We start from the raw sequence: 16,975 nt of genomic DNA on the forward strand, positions 1-16,975 counted from the left end.
AGCATGCGGATTGAGCTGCGGCCTGTGGATGAAGGCGATCTTGACCTGTTCCGGCGATTCGCGGTGGAGCCGTGGCTGATCGGGCTCGACTGGACCGGGTTCCGCGACGCCCAGGCGTCGGGACGTCGGTACGCCGAGGACGGATTCCTCGGCGCGGACGACGGACGGCTGATGGTCCGCGCGGACGACGAGACCGCCGGGTTGGTGAGCTGGCGATCGGGATCGTTCGAGGGCAGGACGAAGTACTGGGAGATCGGGATCGCTTTGTTGCCTGAGCACCGCGGTCGTGGGATCGGATGGCGAGCGCAGGCGATGCTGACCGACTACCTGTTCTTCCACACGCCGGTGATGCGCATCCAGGCGGCGACACATCCGGAGAACGTGGCCGAGCAGAAGTCCTTGGAGAAGGCGGGTTTCCGGCTCGAGGGCGTGATCCGGGCGTGCGAGTTCAGGGCCGGAAAGTACCAGGACGGGTACTTGTACAGCAGGTTGCGGGACGACCCGGGACCGGTGGTCGACAACAGTTCGGTGACGGCCCCGGCGGAACGTCCGGTCGGCGGCCCCTCGGCGGACTAGCCTCTCCGGCGTTGCGTTACCGCTTGGAGCGACGTGGTTCTGCGACTCTGAACAGAGCTGAGGGAGAGGGGAATCATGTCGCGTCGACGTGGTCTGGTGGCCGGTGCGGTCGTTCTGTCGTTCGTACTCGCCGGGTGTTCCGACGTGGCCGCGAGCGAAACCAGCCCGTCCTCCGCCACCACTACGTCCAGCACGCCGAGCACGACGCCTTCCGCCACACCGACGCCGACGCCGACGCCGACGGTCAAGCCCACACCGAAGCCGAAGAAGGTGAAGCAGAAGCCGCAGTACTACGCGCTCCGGGTGGAGAAGCAACTCGACAAGCTCGGGTACCCGGTGGGCGATGTCGACGGCGACATCACCGTGCGGGCCAAGCAGGCGCTGTGCGCGTGGCGTGAGACCCACGGTCTGCCGGTCAACCGCGCCGGCCTCAACCTGACCGACGCGTTTTCGGTGCTCAACGCAACCAAGGCCCCGGTGCCGACGCGTGCCCCCGGCATCTACGTGAACAAGACCTGCCAGGTGCTGTACCAGATCGTCGGGAAGGCCTACAAGCGGATCGTCTGGGTGTCGACCGGCGGCCCCGGCTACGAGACCCCGAACCGCACCGGCAAGGTCTGGCGCAAGTGGGCCGGCGCGCACGAGAGCAGCCTGTACGAGGACGCGTACATGTACGACTCCCTGTACTTCCTGAAGGACCGTCCCGGCATCGCCCTGCACGGCTCCCGCGTGAACTCCCTGGTCAAGTCCTACCCCGCCAGCCACCGCTGCGTCCGGGTCCTCCGCCCCGCAATCCACCAGATCTTCGACGAAACCCCCATCGGCACCAAGGTCCAGGTCTACGGCGACTACTAGCTAGGAGTGCCTTGGTAGGCGTTCTACGTGGGGGCGAGGAGAGCCGTCGTAGAGGTTTGGGGGGAGGCCGGTGAGGAGTTCGGGGAGGTCGAAGGACTGGAAGAGGGTCAGGTCGAAGAAGGCGACGGCGTGGACGATGCCGGCCGCGGTGAGGGCCAGGACCTGGATCTGGAAGGCTCGGTGGACGTTGTCCTTCGGGTCTCGCATGTAGACGGCGAAGGCGGGTTGGTGGTTGGCCTGGATCGGGACCATCAACTGGTCGCCGGGGCCCTTCGCCGGGCAGTGGGTGGAGATGAGGCGGCCGATGTTGCGCGGCCCGCGGAACCATGAGGTGAACGGCGGCATCTCCCAGACCGCGTCGGCGGCGAAGAACGTGACGATCGCAGGTACGTCGTACTGCTCGAACGCCTCGCGATAGCGGGCCAGCAGAGTGTCGTCGGTCACCGACGACATCGGAGTGTGTAGCTGCGGGAGCTCGACCGGGCCGAGCAGGTCGGTGACCTGGCTGAGCGGCCAGCCTTCCAGGTTGTGCAGCAGTGCGGCCGCTCGTTGGCGGGCGGGGAGGTGCTGGAGCGCAGCGATGTAGCCGAGGTCGATCGGGTGGTGGTCGGCGAGGTCGCTCGGGATGGGTTCGAGCCAGAGGACTTCGGAGCGTTGGTGCAGCTCGCCTTCCGGGTCGTCGCTCGCGGCGGCGAGGTCGGTGGGAAGCGGACGGCTGCCCGCTCGGGTCAGGCACTCGCTAGTGGCGAGTTCGTACGATCCACGCGCGGACTCGGCGACCTCGACGGCCTCGGTGATGGAGGCGAGCATCCGGTAGCAGTGCGAGACCAGCCCGCGCTGCTGTGCGTCAGCGCCGGTTCTCGCTCCGCTGTAGCCGTCCATCAGACCCAGACCTCACTCCATGGGCCAGTTTCGCCGCTCGGTCTGCTGGCTGTCGAGGTATCCGGCCAGACCGAGCGCGGTCAGATCCTGATGATGCGGTACGGCGAGCTGCGCACCGATCGGCAGACCCGCGGCGGACCAGCCGACGTTCACCGTGGTCGCCGGGTGCGCTGACATGTTGTACGGAACCGTGAACGCGATGTGTTCGAACGGCTTCGCCGGATCGTCGGTCGGGTACGCCAGCTCGGCGGGGAACGCGGTGATCGGAGCCACCGGCGACAAGATGACGTCGTACGACGTGAAGATCGCGGTGACCGCCGCCGCCATCGCACCCATCTGGCTGTACCCGTGGAAGACGTCGAAGCCGGACAGGTCGGCGGCCGTGGACACCCAGGACCGGATCTGCGGGAGGACCTTGGCGCGCCGATCCTCGGGCAGGGCGGCGATGTCCGCGGCCGACCGGACCCGCCAGAAGCGGTCCAGGCCGTCGAGCATCTCGCGGGTGATGATCGGGCCGATCGGTTCGACGGTCGCGCCGGCCTTCTCGAGTACGGCGGCCGCCGCCGAGACCGCTGCGGTGACCTCGGGGTCGACGGGCAGTCCGAGGCCGGCATCCAGGAGGAGCGCGACGCGAAGGCCGTCGGGGAGAGCGCTCTCGGTGGAGCTCTCCGGGGTCGGGGGGAACGATGTGTGGTCGCGCGGGTCGTACCCGGACATGACCGACAACGCGAGCGCCGCGTCTCGCGCCGTACGTGTCAGCGGGCCGATCGCCCGGCCGGGGTACGGGTTGCCGACCGCGATCCGGCCGTGCGTGGGCTTGAGGCCGACGATGCCGCACCAGCCGGCGGGCAGGCGGATCGATCCGCCGATGTCGGTGCCGACGTGGATCGGACCATAGCCCGCCGCCGCGGCCGCCGCGGCACCGGCGCTCGAACCGCCGGCCGTCTTCGACACATCCCACGGATTGCGGGTCAGGTGATGGAAGGTGGAGACGCCGGACGAGAGCATCCCGTACTCCGGCATCGTCGTCTTGCTGAAGATGACCGCTCCCGCCGCCCGCAGGCGTGCTGCCGCCGGTGCGTCTTCGGTGGCCGGGATCAGCTCGGTCGCCGCCGTGCCTTGCGGGACCGGGGTGCCGCGGGTGGCGATGTTCTCCTTGACGGTGACCGGTACGCCGTCCAGCGGTCCGGCAGTGCCGTCACGCCAGCGGACCTCGGACTCCTGTGCCGCGGCGCGGGCACCGTCCGGGTCGAGCGCGTACGTCGCGCAGATCCGTGGCTCGAGCTCCTCGACCCGTGCGAGCACGTCCTCGATCACCTCGACCGGTGAGAGCGCGCCTTCGCGGTACTTCGACATCAGCTCGGTCGCAGTCAGGTCAGCGAGAGTCATACGTGCTCCTCAGTTCGGCGGGTCGAAGCGGCCATCGACTGCGGTCCAGCCGCCGTCCACGGCCAGGACGCTGCCGGTGACGAAGCTGGCGGCGTCGGAGGCGAGGTAGACGACCGCGCCGGCGAGTTCCTCCGGGCCGGCCCAGCGGCCGAGCGCTCCCTTCTGCGCGTAGGCGTCGTACCAGGCCTGGTTTGCCTTGATCTGGGCGGTGAGCGGTGTCTCGACGACGCCGGGAGCGATCGCATTCACTCGTACGCCGCGTGGACCGAGCTCGGCCGCTGCGGTCCTCAGCAGCTGGACGAGGCCGGCCTTGGTTGCCGCATACACCGATTGGCCCGGCTCGACCGTCGTACCGCGGATCGAGCTGAACCCGATGATGCTGCCGCTCCCCCGCTCCGACATCTGCTTGCCGAAGGCACGCAGCAGCTGGAACGACGCCCGCAGGTTGAGCGCCACGACGCGGTCGAACTCCTCGCCGGTGTAGTCGAGGATCCGCTTCCGCACGTTGGTCGCCGCGGTGAAGACCAGGACATCCACATCCCCGAGCTCGACAACCGCCCGCGTGATCGCGTCGTCGTCCAGCACGTCCAGCTCGTAGGCCACGAGCTGAGGGCTGTTGCCCTGGGCTACGGTTTGTTCGGCGGCGGGGAGGTCGCGGTCGGCGCAGGTGACGCGGGCGCCGTGGGCGGCGAGAGCAAGTGCGCTCTCCCGGCCGATCCCACTGCCGCTGCCGATGACGAGGACGTGCTTGCCGTCCAGACGGAAGAGGTTCGCGTAGTCGGTCACGGGCGGGTTCACCTCTCAGGGACGCGGGCGGATGATGGCCATCCGGGTGGTGGTCAGTTCCTCGATCGCGAAGCGCGGTCCCTCGCGGCCGATACCGGAGTCCTTCACCCCGCCGTACGGCATCACGTCGGAGCGGAACCCGGGCACCTCGTTGATCACCACGCCGCCGACGTCGAGCCGGTCGATCGCGGTGAACGCGGTGTCGAGCGAGGACGTGAAGACGCTGGCATGCAGCCCGTAGCGCGACTCGTTCACCGTTCGGAACGCGGTGTCGAGATCAGGCACCGACCGTACGGCGATCACCGGCCCGAAGATCTCCTCGTCCCAAGCCAGCTGCCCAGCCGGCACATCCGTCAACACCGTCGGACCGAGCACCGCGGTGGAGGCGTCGGCGCCGGGATAGGCGACGGCGGCGCCTGCGGCGAGGGACTGGCTGACCCAGGAGCGGACGCGGTCGGTCGACTTGGGGTCGATGAGGGCGGAGACGCGAGTGCTGGGGTCGCGGGGGTCGCCGACTACGACTGATGGAAGACGGGCGTTGAGTTTGTCGAGAAGGGCTGCGTGGATGGAGTCGACGGCGATGACGCGTTGGACCGAGATGCAGGCTTGGCCGGACGCGTAGTACCCGCCTCGGATGATGGCGTCGGCGGCCGCGTCCAGGTCGGCGTCGGCGGCAACCACCAGCGCCGAGTTGGACCCGAGTTCAAGGAGAACCTTGGTCGGCGCGGCATCACGCGCGATCTGATGACCCACCGCCGCCGAACCCGTGAAGGAGACAGCGCCGACCCGGCGGTCCGTGGTGAGGGTCGCGCCAACGTCCGCTCCCCCGGTGACCAGTTGCACCGCGCTCTCCGGCGCGCCCGCCTCGAGCAGCGCGGAGCGCATGAGATGCACAAGCCACAACGTCGCGAGTGGAGTCTGCGGCGCCGGCTTGACGATGATCGGACAGCCGGCCGCGAAGGCGGGAGCGATCTTATGGGCCGCCAGCAACAAGGGATAGTTGAACCCGGTGATCCCGACGACCACCCCGATCGGCTTCCGGACCCAGAACCCGACCAGCCCGTCCCCACTCGGCAGCAGATCCAGCGGCACGGTCTCCCCATGCAACCGAGCGACTTCCTCGGCCGACGTCTCCAACGTCAGCAGCGTCCGATCGATCTCGACCCGGCAGTCGACCAGCGGCTTCCCGGTCTCCAGGACGAGCAGGTCGACGAAGGCATCACGCTCGGCCAGGACCGCGGAATGCACGCTCTGCAAGACTTTCCGGCGCAGGTACGACGGCAGCCGGCCGACGGTCTCGCGGACGCCGAGGGCGTGGTCGAGGGCTTGGCGGGCCAGCTCGACATTCCCAACGGGCGCGTCGGCGACCGTGGAACCGTCGTACGGGAAGATCACCGGGGCGGTGGACGGGGCCTCGATCCAGGTCTCACCGATCGGTAGGCCGGCTGGCAGTTTCACGCTGGTTCTCCCTTCGTCGCGAGCAGGTCGGACGTGGTCGCACCGGAGAGCGCCCTCTGGAGGGTCGGGATGGCCGAGACGAGACGCTGGGTGTAGGCGTGCTGAGGGGCGGCGTACACGTCGCCCGTGTAGCCGGTCTCGACGATCTGGCCGGCATGCATCACGGCGACCCGATCGCAGACGTGCTTGACCACGGACAGGTCGTGGGAGACGAACACCAGGGTGAGGTCGAGTTCGTCGACCAGGTCCGAGATGAGGTTGAGCACCTGGGCGCGGACGGAGACGTCGAGAGCGCTCACCGGCTCGTCCGCGATCAGGATCCGCGGCCGCGGCGCGAGGGCTCGCGCGATCGAGATACGCTGACGTTGGCCGCCGGAGAACTGATGCGGGTAGCGGTCCCCCGCATCCGCGGACAGGCCGACCGCCTCCAGCAACTCGCGAACGCGCTCTCCGGAGGCGGGATGCCCTTGGACGACGAGTGGTTCGGCGATGATGTCGCGGACCCGCATCCGGGGGTCCAGCGAGCTCATCGGGTCCTGGAAGACGAGTTGGAGGTTCTCGCGGAGGAAGCGCAGCCGGCGTTCCGGGAGGCGGGTGACGTCGGTGCCTTCGACAACGACACGACCCGAGGTCGGCTGGTCGAGGGCGGCGATGATGCGGAGCAGGGTGGACTTGCCGCAGCCGGATTCGCCGACGATGCCGAAGCGTTCGCCCTGCTTGACGTCCAGGCTGACGCCCCGGAGGGCTTGCACGACCGGTGCTGGACGCAACAAGGATGTGCGCGGACGCGGATAGTTGCGGACGACATCGATCACCTGGATGGCCGGCACGGGCACGTGGTCAGGCATGCGCGCCTCCCGCAGGGAGTCGGGGGCTCGACGCAGGCTCAGCCGGGTGGTGGCAGGCGAAGCCGTCCGCGATCGGTCCGGTCCATTCCGGCGTACTGGCGCAAATGTCGGTGGCGTGGGGGCAGCGGGTACGGAAGACGCAGCCGGTGGGGAACTGGCCCGCAGCTGGAACGTTCCCGCGGATGGTGGGGAGGCGGCGGTCGGCGGTGTCCAGATCCGAGGCGGCGAGGAGGCCTTGGGTGTAGCGGTGGCGCGGATTGGTGAAGACCTCGCCGACCGGGCCGGATTCGACGACGCGGCCGCCGTACATGACCAGGACGCGTTCGCACACGGTGGCGACGACGGCGAGGTCGTGGGTGATGAACAACAAGGCGGAGGAGCGCGCGACGACGCCCTTGACGATGAGGTCCAGGACGAGTGCCTGCACGGTGACGTCCAGTGCGGTCGTCGGCTCGTCGCAGATCAGCAGAGCCGGATCGTTGGCCAGGGCAAGGGCCAGAACGATTCGTTGCCGTTGGCCGCCAGACAACTGGTGTGGGTAGGCCCGCATCAGGTCCGCCGGGAGCTGGACTCGCTCCAGGAGTTCGAGAGCGGCGGTTCGGGCGGCACCGCGACCAGGTCGCGTCCGGTGGATCAGCATCGCTTCGGCGATCTGGTCGCCGATGCGCATGGTCGGGTTGAGGGCGGTCATCGGTTCCTGGAAGACCATGGCGAGTTCGCGGCCGCGGACCCTGGACATCCGGCGTTCGTCCGCGCCGATCAGGTCGTGGTCGACTCCGGTCAGCCGCACCGACCCCGAAGCGACCACATCCTCGGGTAGCAGACCGAGCACGCTCAAGGCGGTCAGCGACTTTCCAGAGCCCGACTCGCCGATCAGCCCGACCCGCTCCCCCGGCCCCACGGTGAGATCCACATCGGAGACCAGCGTCTTGTCCCGCACCGTCACAGTCAGCCCCTGCACGGTGAGTACGTCGTTCATCGCCGGTCCTCCAGCTTCGGATCGAACCGGTCCCGCAACCCGTCGCCCAGCAGGTTGAACCCGAGTACGGCGATCGCGATCGCCACCCCCGGGAAGATCGCCAGCCGCGGCGCACTGAACAAGAACTCCTGGCTCTCCTGCAGCATCCGCCCCCACGACGGAGTCGGCGGCGGCGTACCGAATCCGAGGAACGACAGCGCGGCCTCGGCCAGCACAGCGATCGCGAACGACACCGACGCCTGGACCGTGATCAGACTCGTCACGTTCGGCAGCACATGCCGCACGGCGATCGGCCAAGGCTGCCGTCCCGCCGCCCGCGCGGCCAGCACGTACTCGGTCCGCATCACCTGCAACGCACCACTCCGGATCACCCGCGCGAACAAGGGCACCGAGGCGATGCCGATGGCAATCATCGCGGTCAGCGTGCTCGTCCCGAAGACAGCCCCGAACATGATTGCCAGCAGCAACGCCGGGAATGCCAGCACCAGATCGTTGGTCCGCATGATGAACTCGCTCGGCCACCGACGCGCCATGGCGGCGAGAATCCCCAGCGGTACGCCAATCACCGCGGCCACGCCCACCGCGACCACGCCGACGAACAGCGTTGTCCGCGAGCCGACCATGATCTGGCTGAGCACGTCCCGTCCGAACTTGTCGGTCCCGAACCAGTGCTCCCACGACGGCTTCGCCAACCGGATCGACGGGTCGACGAACGTCGCGTCGTACGGCGTCCAGACAAACGACACGAGCGCCATCAGCACGATGACCCCGACGATCACGCCGCCGGCGATCAGACTCGGGTTCAGCCGCCTCATCGCGACCCCACTCGCAGCCGCGGATCCAGGGCGACGTACAGCAGATCGACCAGGAAGTTGACCAGCAGTACGGCGATGACGAGCACCATCACCACGTCCTGGACCAGCAGCAGATCGCGGTTCGACACCCCATCCAGCAGGAGACTGCCGAGCCCCGGGATCACGAACACCCGCTCCACCACGACAGCACCGATCAGCAGCGTCGCCAGTTGCAACCCGAGGACCGTCACGACCGGCACGGCCGCGTTACGCAGACCGTGCCGCCACAACGCCTGGAACGGCCGCAGTCCCTTGGCTCGCGCGGTCCGCAGGTAGTCCTCCCGCAGTACGTCGAGCACCGAGCTGCGGACGTACCGCGTCAGCACGGCGCCCTGCACCAGCCCGAGCGCCAACGCCGGCAGGATCAACTGTTTCAGGAACATGGCCGGGTCCTGGGCCGGCGGCGTCCAGCCGTTCGCCGGCAGCCAGCCGAGCTTCACCGCGAACAGCATGATCAGCAGGATGCCCGCGAGGAACGCCGGTACGGCGACGCCGATCTGCGAGACCGCGGACAGCGCCAGGCCGGAGATCTTCCGATGCCGCGCCGCCATCAGAGTCCCGGCCGGGACCGCGATCAGCAGCGCGATGATCATGCCGGCCACGACCAGCAACAGCGTCACCTGCAACCGGTCGTACACCTGCGGACCGATCTCCGCCTTCGACACGTACGACGTCCCGAGGTCACCGTGCAGCAGGCCGCCGAGCCAGTCGACGTACTGCGTGGTGAGCGGCCGGTCGAGGCCGAACTGCCGGCGCAACTCGGCGACAGCCTGCTCGGAGGCGTTGACGCCGAGGGCGACCCGGGCCGGGTCGCCGGGCAGCACGGCCATGAACGCGAAGACCAGCACCGAGCTCACCGCAAGGCTGACCAAGAGCACTCCGGTGCGCTCGATCAGGCGGAGGATCACTCAGGTCACCTCGCCAGCTTCGACAGGTCGAAGTTCTCGGTGATCGCGTTCTGGGGCAGGCCCTTGATGTTCTTGTCCGCGACGATCAGGTTCGGCAGCAGGAACAGCCAGTCGCCGGCGGCCTGCTCGGACAGCCGCCGCGCCGCCTTCTTCATGTTGTCGACCTGCGCGGCCTCGTCACCGGAGTCCGCCGCGGCCAGATACTGCTGTAGCGTCGGGTCGTCGTACCGGGTGTAGTACTCCGGGTTGAACACGGCACCGAGATCCCGCGGCTCGACGTGCGCAATGATCGACATGTCGTAGTCGGCGTTCTTGAAGACCGTGTTCAGCCACGCCGCCGGGAACTCCTGCGGATCGATCCGGACCTTCAGCCCGGCCTGCTCCAGCTGGCTCTTCACCACCTGGCCGCAGGACGTTGCGTACGGCAACGTCGGCAGCCGGAGCAGCAGCGTCTTGCCGGCCGCACCCGATGCCTGCAGCATCGACTTCGCCTTGGCCAGGTCGTACGGCGCTATGCTCGTGAGGTCCTCGTACCACGGGTCGGTCGGCGGGACCATGCTGCCGATCAGCTTGCCGCGACCGGCGAAACACGTGTCCAGCAAGGCCTTGTGGTCGATCGCCATCCGGATCGCCTGCCGGGTCCGGATGTCCTTGAACACAGGTCGCGAGTTGTTGAACGACAGCAGCACCTCGCCGTTCGTGGTGCCCTCGATCACCTGGTACTTGTCGTTGCTGGTGAACTGGCTGAGCGCCTCCGGCGCCTGCACCGTGCCGATCACGTTGATCGTGCCGGTGAGCAACGCGTTGTTCAGCGCGGTCGGATCCTTGAAGTACTTCAGCGTGACCTGGTTGAAGAAGGGCTTGGTCCCCCAGTAACCGTCGTTGCGCTCGAGCACGATCGAGTCGCCGCGGTTCCACTTGGAGAACTTGTAGGGCCCGGTACCGATCGGCTGGGTGGCCAGCGCGCTGACGCCGCTCTCCGAGAACATCGCGCCGATCCGGGTCGTCATCCGGAACAGCCAGTCGTTGCTCGGCTTGCTCAGCGTCACCTGGAGCTGCGTCGGCGACAGCGCCTTCGCCCCGGAGACAACGTCCATCGCTGCCTTCAGCGAGGTGGTCCACGCGGTCTTGACCCGGTTGATGCTGAATACCGCGTCGGACGCGGTGAACGGCTTGTCGTTGGTGAACTTCGCGTTGTCGACCAGGTCGAACGTGTAGGTCTTGCGGTCCGGCGACACCGTCCACGACTTCGCCAGCGACGGCACGATCTTGCCGGCGTCGTCCTGCTTGACCAGGCTCTCGTACACGTTGCCGAGCAGTACCTGCGGGATCGCGGCGCCGTCAGTGGTGGTGAAGTCGAGGCTGGCCGGCTCAGCAACCAGACCGATCGACAGTGACTGGTCGCCGCCGGGTGAGCTACCGGACGACGTACTGGATCCGGCTGAGCAGGCGCTCACGGCCAGGATCGCCGCAGCGGCGAACGCGACCGCACGGGTAGGCAGCGCCATCTTGATGAAAGGGGACTTCACGCGAACTCCTCCAGTGCCTCGAGCTGTCGCCGCATTCTGACGATCCCGGTCCGCTCGCGCGACCGCGGCCACGCGGTACGGCGGACTTCGCCGTCCAGCTGTGACTGGTCCGACCAGTGGACTAGGTATCAGTGGGCCACTAGGTTTGTCGGAACGCAGGGGTCTGTCAAGGCGATTGGGGTGCACCGGATGACCAAGGGTCCGCAGTTCCAGCCGGTGCAACCGGTGCGCGCCTACCAGCGGATCGTCGAACAGGTCGAGGACGCGCTCGCCCGCGGTGATCTCGCCCCGGGTCACCGCCTGCCGAGTGAGCGCGAACTGGTGGCGCAGTTCGCGGTCAGCCGCTCCACCGTGCGCGAGGCTCTGCGGGTCCTGGAGAGCAACGGCGTCGTACGGTCGCGGCCCGGCGATCCGAACGGGCCGGAGATCCTGCCTTTCTCCCAGTCGGCGCTGCGCAAGCAGCTGGTCCGGCTCGCCCGCGTCGACGAGCTGACCCTGGCGGAGCTGATCGGATTCCGGATGATCATGGACGGCGCCGCGATCCAGGTCACGTCCCGCCTGCGGACACCGGAGCAACTCGCCGACATCGAGGAGACGCTGGTGGCGATGCGGGCCGCGATCGATGTCGACTTCGCGGCGTTCAGCGAGGCGGATCTCGCCTTCCACGACGTGATCGCCCAGGTCAGCCGCAACTCGCTGATCCAGACCTGCAACGAGGTCGTCCGCGGCGTCGTACTGAGCCTGATCTCGGACAAGATCGCCCACGCCTCGAACAGCCGGGCCCTGATGCTCGAGTCGCTGCAGCATCACGCCGAGGTGGTGGAGGCGATCCGCGCTGGTGACGGCCACGCGGCGGCGCGGATCGCCCGGCAAAACATGTACGACTACTACGCCGGGTATGTGCCCGAACCCGAACGGGAAACGCTGCGCGCCCTGATCGAGGACTGAGGCAGCTTTTTCGGCCACGCCAGGGAATCTCGTGGCATCCTGACGGAATCGGTCCATTGGGGGGCACCACGGGATCGGTCCACTGCTGGGGGGCACCGCGTGACCAAACCTGCGATTCTCACCGTCGACGACGACCCGATGGTTTCGGCAGCCATCTCTCGTGACCTGCGCCGGCGGTACGGCGACGACTACCTCGTGGTCAAGGCGACGTCGGGCGACCAGGCGCTCGCCGCGCTGACCAAGCTCGCCTTGCGTAACCAGCCGATCGCGATGATCGCCACCGACCAGCGGATGCCCGGGATGACCGGCATCGAGTTGCTCGAGCGGGCCCGTGAGCAGGCGCCGAGTGCGAAGTACCTGCTCCTGACGGCGTACGCCGACACCGAGGTGGCGATCAGGGCGATCAACGACATCGGTCTGGACTACTACCTGCTGAAGCCGTGGGATCCGCCCGAGGACCAACTGTTCCCGGTGATCGACGACCTGCTCGGCGACTGGCGCCACGCCAACCGCGAGCACACGTCCGACGTCCGCGTCGTCGGGCACCGCTGGTCGGATCGCGCGCACGACATCAAGACCTTCCTGGCCCGCAACCACGTTCCCTACAGCTGGTACGACGTCGATCGCGATGCCGAGGCTCAACGACTCCAGGACCTCGCTGACGCGGCGGACGCCGACCTACCGCTCGTGCTCGTTCCCGACGGAGACACGCTCCGCGCACCGTCCGCGGTCGACCTCGCGTCCGCCCTCGGCCTGCGGACCCGGGCCGAGCAGCCGCTGTACGACGTCTGCATCGTCGGAGGTGGACCCGCCGGTCTGGCGGCGGCCGTGTACGCGGCGTCCGAAGGGCTGAGCACCGTGATCGTCGAGCGGGAGGCACCCGGCGGACAGGCCGGCCTGAGCGCGGCGATCGAGAACTACCTCGGATTCCCCCGCGGGCTGACCGGGTCCGACCTGGCGCAGCGGGCTGTCGCCCAGGCGTCCCGCTTCGGCGCCGAGATGGTGCTGGCCCGATCGGTCATCGGTGTCGAGTCGCGTGGCCCGGTGCACGCCGTACTGCTGGAGGGATCGGGCGAGATCGAGGCCCGCGCGCTGATCGTCGCGACCGGCGTCTCGTACCGGAGCCTGGATGTCGACGGTCTCGCCGACTTCACCGGGCGCGGTGTGTTCTACGGAGCGACGGCGAGCGAGGCAACTCAGTGCCAGGACGAGGAGGTGTACATCGTCGGCGCGGCGAACTCGGCGGGTCAGGCGGCACTGAACCTCGCGCGCTACGCCAAGCGGGTCGTGCTGCTGGTGCGTGGGGAGGCGCTGGAGAGCTCGATGTCGCGGTACCTGATCGACAAGATCGCGAAGGTCACGAACATCGAGATCCGCTGCCGCACGGAGGTGGTGGGCTGCCGGGGCGACGGCCATCTCGAAGGGCTGACGCTGGCGGACCGCACATCCGGCCGGGTCGAGGAGGTGCAGGCGGGCTGGCTGTTCGTGTTCGTCGGCGCCTCGCCGCGGACCGAGTGGCTCGGACAATCGGTGCTCCGCGACGACAAAGGCTTCGTGATGACCGGTCCGGAGCTGATCGGGCAGGATCGCTGGCAACTCCCCCGACCGCCGTACGCGCTGGAGACCAGCGTGCCGGGTGTCTTCGCGGCGGGCGACGTACGGCTCGACTCGATGAAACGGGTCGCGTCGGCCGTCGGCGAGGGCGCGATGTCGGTCTACCTCGTCCACCGCTACCTGGCGACAGTCTGATGAACGTCGACGACCTGCGCGACCTCGCTCTCTTCGCGGGACTGACCGATGCTCAACTCGGCGAGCTGATCGACGGCAGCACCACGGTGCCGATCGAGCCCGGTGCCGACTTGTTCCACGAAGGCGAGCCGGCGGACTTCTGGTGGGTGCTCGTCGACGGCGCGATCGCGTTGCACCGCAAGATCGGTCGCGAGGACACCGTGATGGGCAAGATGGACGTCCCCGGTCGGTGGGCCGGCGGATTCCGGGCCTGGGACGACCACGGTGTCTATCTGGCCAGCGGCCGCGGCATCGCCGAAGGGCGGGTACTGCGGGTGCCCACCGACCTCCTGCGAGAGCGCATCGACGTGTGGTTCCCGCTCGGCGGGCACCTGATCAAGGGCGTCTACGGGACCGCCCGGGCGATCGAGTCGACGGCTCGGCAGCGGGATGCGCTGGTCACGCTCGGCACGCTGGCCGCGGGGCTGGCGCACGAGATCAACAATCCGGCCGCGGCGGCCTCGCGTTCGGTCAGTGCTCTCGACACGGCCTGCTCTTCGTTGCTGTCGTCACTGCGCGGTCTCGCGGGGAAAGTGAGTGAGGATCAGTTCGGCCGGCTGGATTCGTTGCGCTTGGAGCTCGGCTCTCGCACCGCGATTCTCGATCCGGTCGACCTGGCCGACAACGAGAACACCATCTCGGACTGGCTGGCCGATCACGATGTCGAACGGGACTGGTTGATCGCACCGCCGCTGGCTGCGGCGGGGGCCGATGTCGCGTGGTGCGAGCGCGCGGCCGACGTACTGGGTGATGCTCTGGAGCCTGGGTTGGAGTGGGTCGGGAGCACGCTCGCTGCGACCACTCTGCTCGGCGAGGTGAAGGAGTCGACGCGGCGCATCACCGAACTCGTCGCCGCGGTCCGGTCGTACTCCCAGATGGACCGAGGGTCGATCCAGACCATCGACGTGACCGAGGGCATCGAGAGCACGCTGGTCATGCTCGGCCACAAACTCCGCGACGGCACCGACGTGATCCGGGCGTACGGCGCCGACGTTCCACGGATCGATGCGTTCGCGGGCGAGCTGAACCAGGTGTGGACCAACCTGATCGACAACGCGGTCGACGCGATGGACGGCACCGGGACACTCCGGATCACGACCCGGACAGACGGCGACCGGATCGTGGTCGAGTTCACCGACACCGGCCCCGGCATGCCGCCCGAGGTCGTCGCGCGCGCGTTCGAGCCCTTCTACACCACCAAGGACGTCGGCAAAGGCACCGGCCTGGGCCTGGACATCGCGCAGCGGATCGTGGCCGAACACCACGGCGGCACCATCACCATCACCTCCCACCCAGGCCAAACCACAGTCCAGGTCCGCCTCCCCCACCAACCCATCCCCCGCTGACCCCCGCTGACCTCGCGGGACCGCGCGGGCCCGCTGACCCCCGCCAGCCCGCCAGCCCCGCTGACCCCCGCCGGCCGATGGCGGGTTGTTTGGCCGATGGCGGGACAACTACTGGCCAGCGGTGACATAGCCCGCTATCGAGCCCGGCTGCCACCGCCCAATCGCCCGGCGGATGCGGGCCAGGAGATCGAGCGGGCGGGCGAGGTCCGGCCAGCTGACCCGGACGACCTGGTAGCCGAGATCCCGAAGGCGGTCTTCTCGGACCTTCTCCGCGATCAGCGTGTCCGGTGTGCCGTCGCCGTACTTGATGGCGCCGTCGAACTCGATGACAACACCGCACTCCGCGAGCAAGAAATCGACCCGCGCCACCAGAGCACCGTGCTCGTCGCGAATCTCGGCCTGCAGCGTCGGCACCGGCAAGCCCAGGTCAGCGAGCATGACCCGCAGCCGGGACTCGCCGACCGACTCCGACCGGCCGTCTGCGAACAGAACGGCGCGAGTCGCCGTCGTATTGCCAGGTCGGCCCTCGAAAAGGCTCAAGGCACCCGTCAACTGTTCGGCGGTGGCGACCCGACGTCGCAACGCTTGATCCACTACCGACACCGCAACCGGGTAGCTGGTTGCACGGACGGCCTCCACGACGGCACGGGCACCGTGAGTCAGCAGTACGCCGTCCTGTTCGACTGACTCGCCGACCGGCGGACGCGCCGCATGCTGACACACCGTCGAGCCGGAGCGGCCCAGCCCGGAGATCCTGGTGACGTGCACACGTCGTAGATCGAGCTCCGAGACCTGGACGCCGTACAGCAGGAGAGCCGACTGATGGCTCACGACGGCGCGACCGGCCAAGCGTTGGTAGACGGCCTTCGCGGCGCGTCGGTGCAGCCAAGCCGCCCGGTCCCACGCGGCCATCGACGCGACCTCGGAGCCGGGCTGCGCATACGCACCCCGGGTGAGCCTGACCCAGCGACCGGACGTCACCCGCCGGTGAATGTCCGCATCCGTGTACCCGGCGGCGCACGCGTCTGCTCGCGTGAACCAGTCCCCACGGCCGGCGGCGATGAGCATGAGTTCGGTGTTCATGCCCGAGAACATGCCGCGTTCCCGCGCGCTCGGAGCGGCGAATTCCGCAGCTGTGGATAGCGGGTTGTTTCACCGCTGGCCGGTTACGTCACGGCAGCGGTGGAACAAGCCGTCATTCGGCTCAGGTGTCGTGTTCGAGGATTCGGACTCGGGGGACCTTGAGGGTTTTGCGGGCTCTGGTGGTCCAGTCGGAGCAGAGGAAGCGGGCGGCGGTCTCCGGCCAGGCGACCACGACGACCTCGCGGCTGTTGGTGGTCTTCACCAGTGTTTTGAGGGCCAGCAGGACCTCGCCGTGGGTGATCGAGACGTTCACCGGATATCCGCTGGCGCCGCGCAAGTGACGCGAACTGTGTTCGATCACCGAGCCGAGGTCGAACAACGGGTCCGCGAGCGTCGTCGTCGTACTGGCTGCCCGGGCTGCCGCCGGACCGGTCACGCCGGCCACGTCATCGAATGTCGACCCGAGCAGCGCCAGCGGGCCGCCGAAACCGCTCTCCGGCTGGCTCGTGACGAGCAGGTGGTAGTCGACGGACTCCTCATACCTTGCGTGCAGGGCGGCAACGCGGCGCGCGTCGCCCTCGCTCATCTCCCGCTCGATGAGCACCACCACGTCGTACGTCATGCGTGGCTCCCTTCGCCTTCTCTTCCGTTGTACTCCCGTACCCCTGCATGCCAAAGAACCGGGTACGGCAACGTCACAGAATTGTCAGAACCGTCACAGGGTTCTCTCAGGAAGCAGTGGCCCG

At 68.3% G+C, this 16,975-nt stretch carries 16 protein-coding genes; 5 read left to right on the forward strand and 11 right to left on the reverse strand.

Going from position 1 to position 16,975, the window contains the following annotated elements; genetic code table 11:
- Nucleotides 1-3: 3 nt before the first annotated feature.
- Nucleotides 4-576: a GNAT family N-acetyltransferase gene (locus tag ACIBG5_RS35310; RefSeq protein WP_396395866.1), complete on the forward strand. Its 573-nt coding sequence runs from the start codon at nucleotides 4-6 to the stop codon at nucleotides 574-576.
- Between the two features lie 75 nt (nucleotides 577-651).
- Entirely contained in the window at nucleotides 652-1,431 is a 780-nt protein-coding gene (locus ACIBG5_RS35315; RefSeq protein ID WP_396395868.1) for a L,D-transpeptidase, read from the forward strand.
- On the opposite strand, the gene ACIBG5_RS35320 is transcribed toward ACIBG5_RS35315, so the two are convergent.
- Genes ACIBG5_RS35320 through ACIBG5_RS35360 form a run of 9 tightly spaced genes read right to left on the reverse strand, consistent with a single transcriptional unit; the run spans nucleotide 1,432 to nucleotide 11,064 of the window.
- Nucleotides 1,432-2,313 (reverse strand): hypothetical protein, encoded by an 882-nt coding sequence (locus tag ACIBG5_RS35320; RefSeq protein WP_396395869.1) that lies wholly within the window; start codon nucleotides 2,311-2,313, stop codon nucleotides 1,432-1,434.
- Nucleotides 2,314-2,325: 12 nt separating this feature from the next.
- Nucleotides 2,326-3,702 carry an amidase gene (locus tag ACIBG5_RS35325; RefSeq protein WP_396395871.1) on the reverse strand — a complete coding sequence of 459 codons (1,377 nt, stop codon included), beginning with the start codon at nucleotides 3,700-3,702 and terminating at the stop codon, nucleotides 2,326-2,328.
- A gap of 9 nt (nucleotides 3,703-3,711) precedes the next feature.
- The gene (locus tag ACIBG5_RS35330; RefSeq protein ID WP_396395873.1) at nucleotides 3,712-4,488 is read right to left on the reverse strand and encodes an SDR family NAD(P)-dependent oxidoreductase; all 777 of its coding nucleotides are present in this window, start codon (nucleotides 4,486-4,488) and stop codon (nucleotides 3,712-3,714) included.
- A 15-nt stretch (nucleotides 4,489-4,503) separates the two neighbouring features.
- Nucleotides 4,504-5,946, reverse strand: a complete 1,443-nt coding sequence (locus ACIBG5_RS35335; RefSeq protein ID WP_396395874.1) for an aldehyde dehydrogenase family protein — start codon at nucleotides 5,944-5,946, stop codon at nucleotides 4,504-4,506.
- On the reverse strand, nucleotides 5,943-6,794 hold the full coding sequence (locus tag ACIBG5_RS35340) for an ATP-binding cassette domain-containing protein (protein WP_396395876.1): 852 nt from the start codon (nucleotides 6,792-6,794) through the stop codon (nucleotides 5,943-5,945). The genes ACIBG5_RS35335 and ACIBG5_RS35340 overlap by 4 nt, the downstream gene beginning before the upstream one ends.
- Nucleotides 6,787-7,773 carry an ABC transporter ATP-binding protein gene (locus ACIBG5_RS35345; RefSeq protein WP_396395878.1) on the reverse strand — a complete coding sequence of 329 codons (987 nt, stop codon included), beginning with the start codon at nucleotides 7,771-7,773 and terminating at the stop codon, nucleotides 6,787-6,789. Before ACIBG5_RS35345 ends, ACIBG5_RS35340 begins: the two co-directional genes overlap by 8 nt.
- Entirely contained in the window at nucleotides 7,770-8,588 is an 819-nt protein-coding gene (locus tag ACIBG5_RS35350; protein ID WP_396395880.1) for an ABC transporter permease, read from the reverse strand. Before ACIBG5_RS35350 ends, ACIBG5_RS35345 begins: the two co-directional genes overlap by 4 nt.
- On the reverse strand, nucleotides 8,585-9,535 hold the full coding sequence (locus ACIBG5_RS35355) for an ABC transporter permease (protein ID WP_396395881.1): 951 nt from the start codon (nucleotides 9,533-9,535) through the stop codon (nucleotides 8,585-8,587). Before ACIBG5_RS35355 ends, ACIBG5_RS35350 begins: the two co-directional genes overlap by 4 nt.
- A gap of 5 nt (nucleotides 9,536-9,540) precedes the next feature.
- Complete coding sequence (locus ACIBG5_RS35360; protein ID WP_396395883.1) at nucleotides 9,541-11,064, reverse strand: ABC transporter substrate-binding protein; 1,524 nt, start codon at nucleotides 11,062-11,064, stop codon at nucleotides 9,541-9,543.
- Nucleotides 11,065-11,253: 189 nt separating this feature from the next.
- Here ACIBG5_RS35360 and ACIBG5_RS35365 point away from each other — a divergent pair, with 189 nt between their 5' ends.
- The 3 genes from ACIBG5_RS35365 to ACIBG5_RS35375 all read left to right on the forward strand — a co-directional run bounded on the left by ACIBG5_RS35365 (nucleotide 11,254) and on the right by ACIBG5_RS35375 (nucleotide 15,146).
- Complete coding sequence (locus tag ACIBG5_RS35365; RefSeq protein ID WP_396395885.1) at nucleotides 11,254-12,012, forward strand: FadR/GntR family transcriptional regulator; 759 nt, start codon at nucleotides 11,254-11,256, stop codon at nucleotides 12,010-12,012.
- 99 nt (nucleotides 12,013-12,111) lie between these two features.
- Nucleotides 12,112-13,761 (forward strand): FAD-dependent oxidoreductase, encoded by a 1,650-nt coding sequence (locus tag ACIBG5_RS35370; RefSeq protein ID WP_396395886.1) that lies wholly within the window; start codon nucleotides 12,112-12,114, stop codon nucleotides 13,759-13,761.
- Nucleotides 13,761-15,146 carry a sensor histidine kinase gene (locus ACIBG5_RS35375; protein ID WP_396395887.1) on the forward strand — a complete coding sequence of 462 codons (1,386 nt, stop codon included), beginning with the start codon at nucleotides 13,761-13,763 and terminating at the stop codon, nucleotides 15,144-15,146. The genes ACIBG5_RS35370 and ACIBG5_RS35375 overlap by 1 nt, the downstream gene beginning before the upstream one ends.
- 108 nt (nucleotides 15,147-15,254) lie before the next feature.
- Here the strand turns inward: ACIBG5_RS35375 and ACIBG5_RS35380 are convergent, their stop codons facing one another.
- Both ACIBG5_RS35380 and ACIBG5_RS35385 read right to left on the reverse strand, forming a co-directional pair.
- Nucleotides 15,255-16,229, reverse strand: a complete 975-nt coding sequence (locus tag ACIBG5_RS35380; protein WP_396395889.1) for a type IV toxin-antitoxin system AbiEi family antitoxin domain-containing protein — start codon at nucleotides 16,227-16,229, stop codon at nucleotides 15,255-15,257.
- A gap of 121 nt (nucleotides 16,230-16,350) precedes the next feature.
- Complete coding sequence (locus ACIBG5_RS35385) at nucleotides 16,351-16,851, reverse strand: hypothetical protein (protein WP_396395891.1); 501 nt, start codon at nucleotides 16,849-16,851, stop codon at nucleotides 16,351-16,353.
- Nucleotides 16,852-16,975: the final 124 nt, after the last annotated feature.

The organism is Kribbella sp. NPDC050241 (genome assembly GCF_044459685.1).
GTDB lineage: Bacteria > Actinomycetota > Actinomycetes > Propionibacteriales > Kribbellaceae > Kribbella.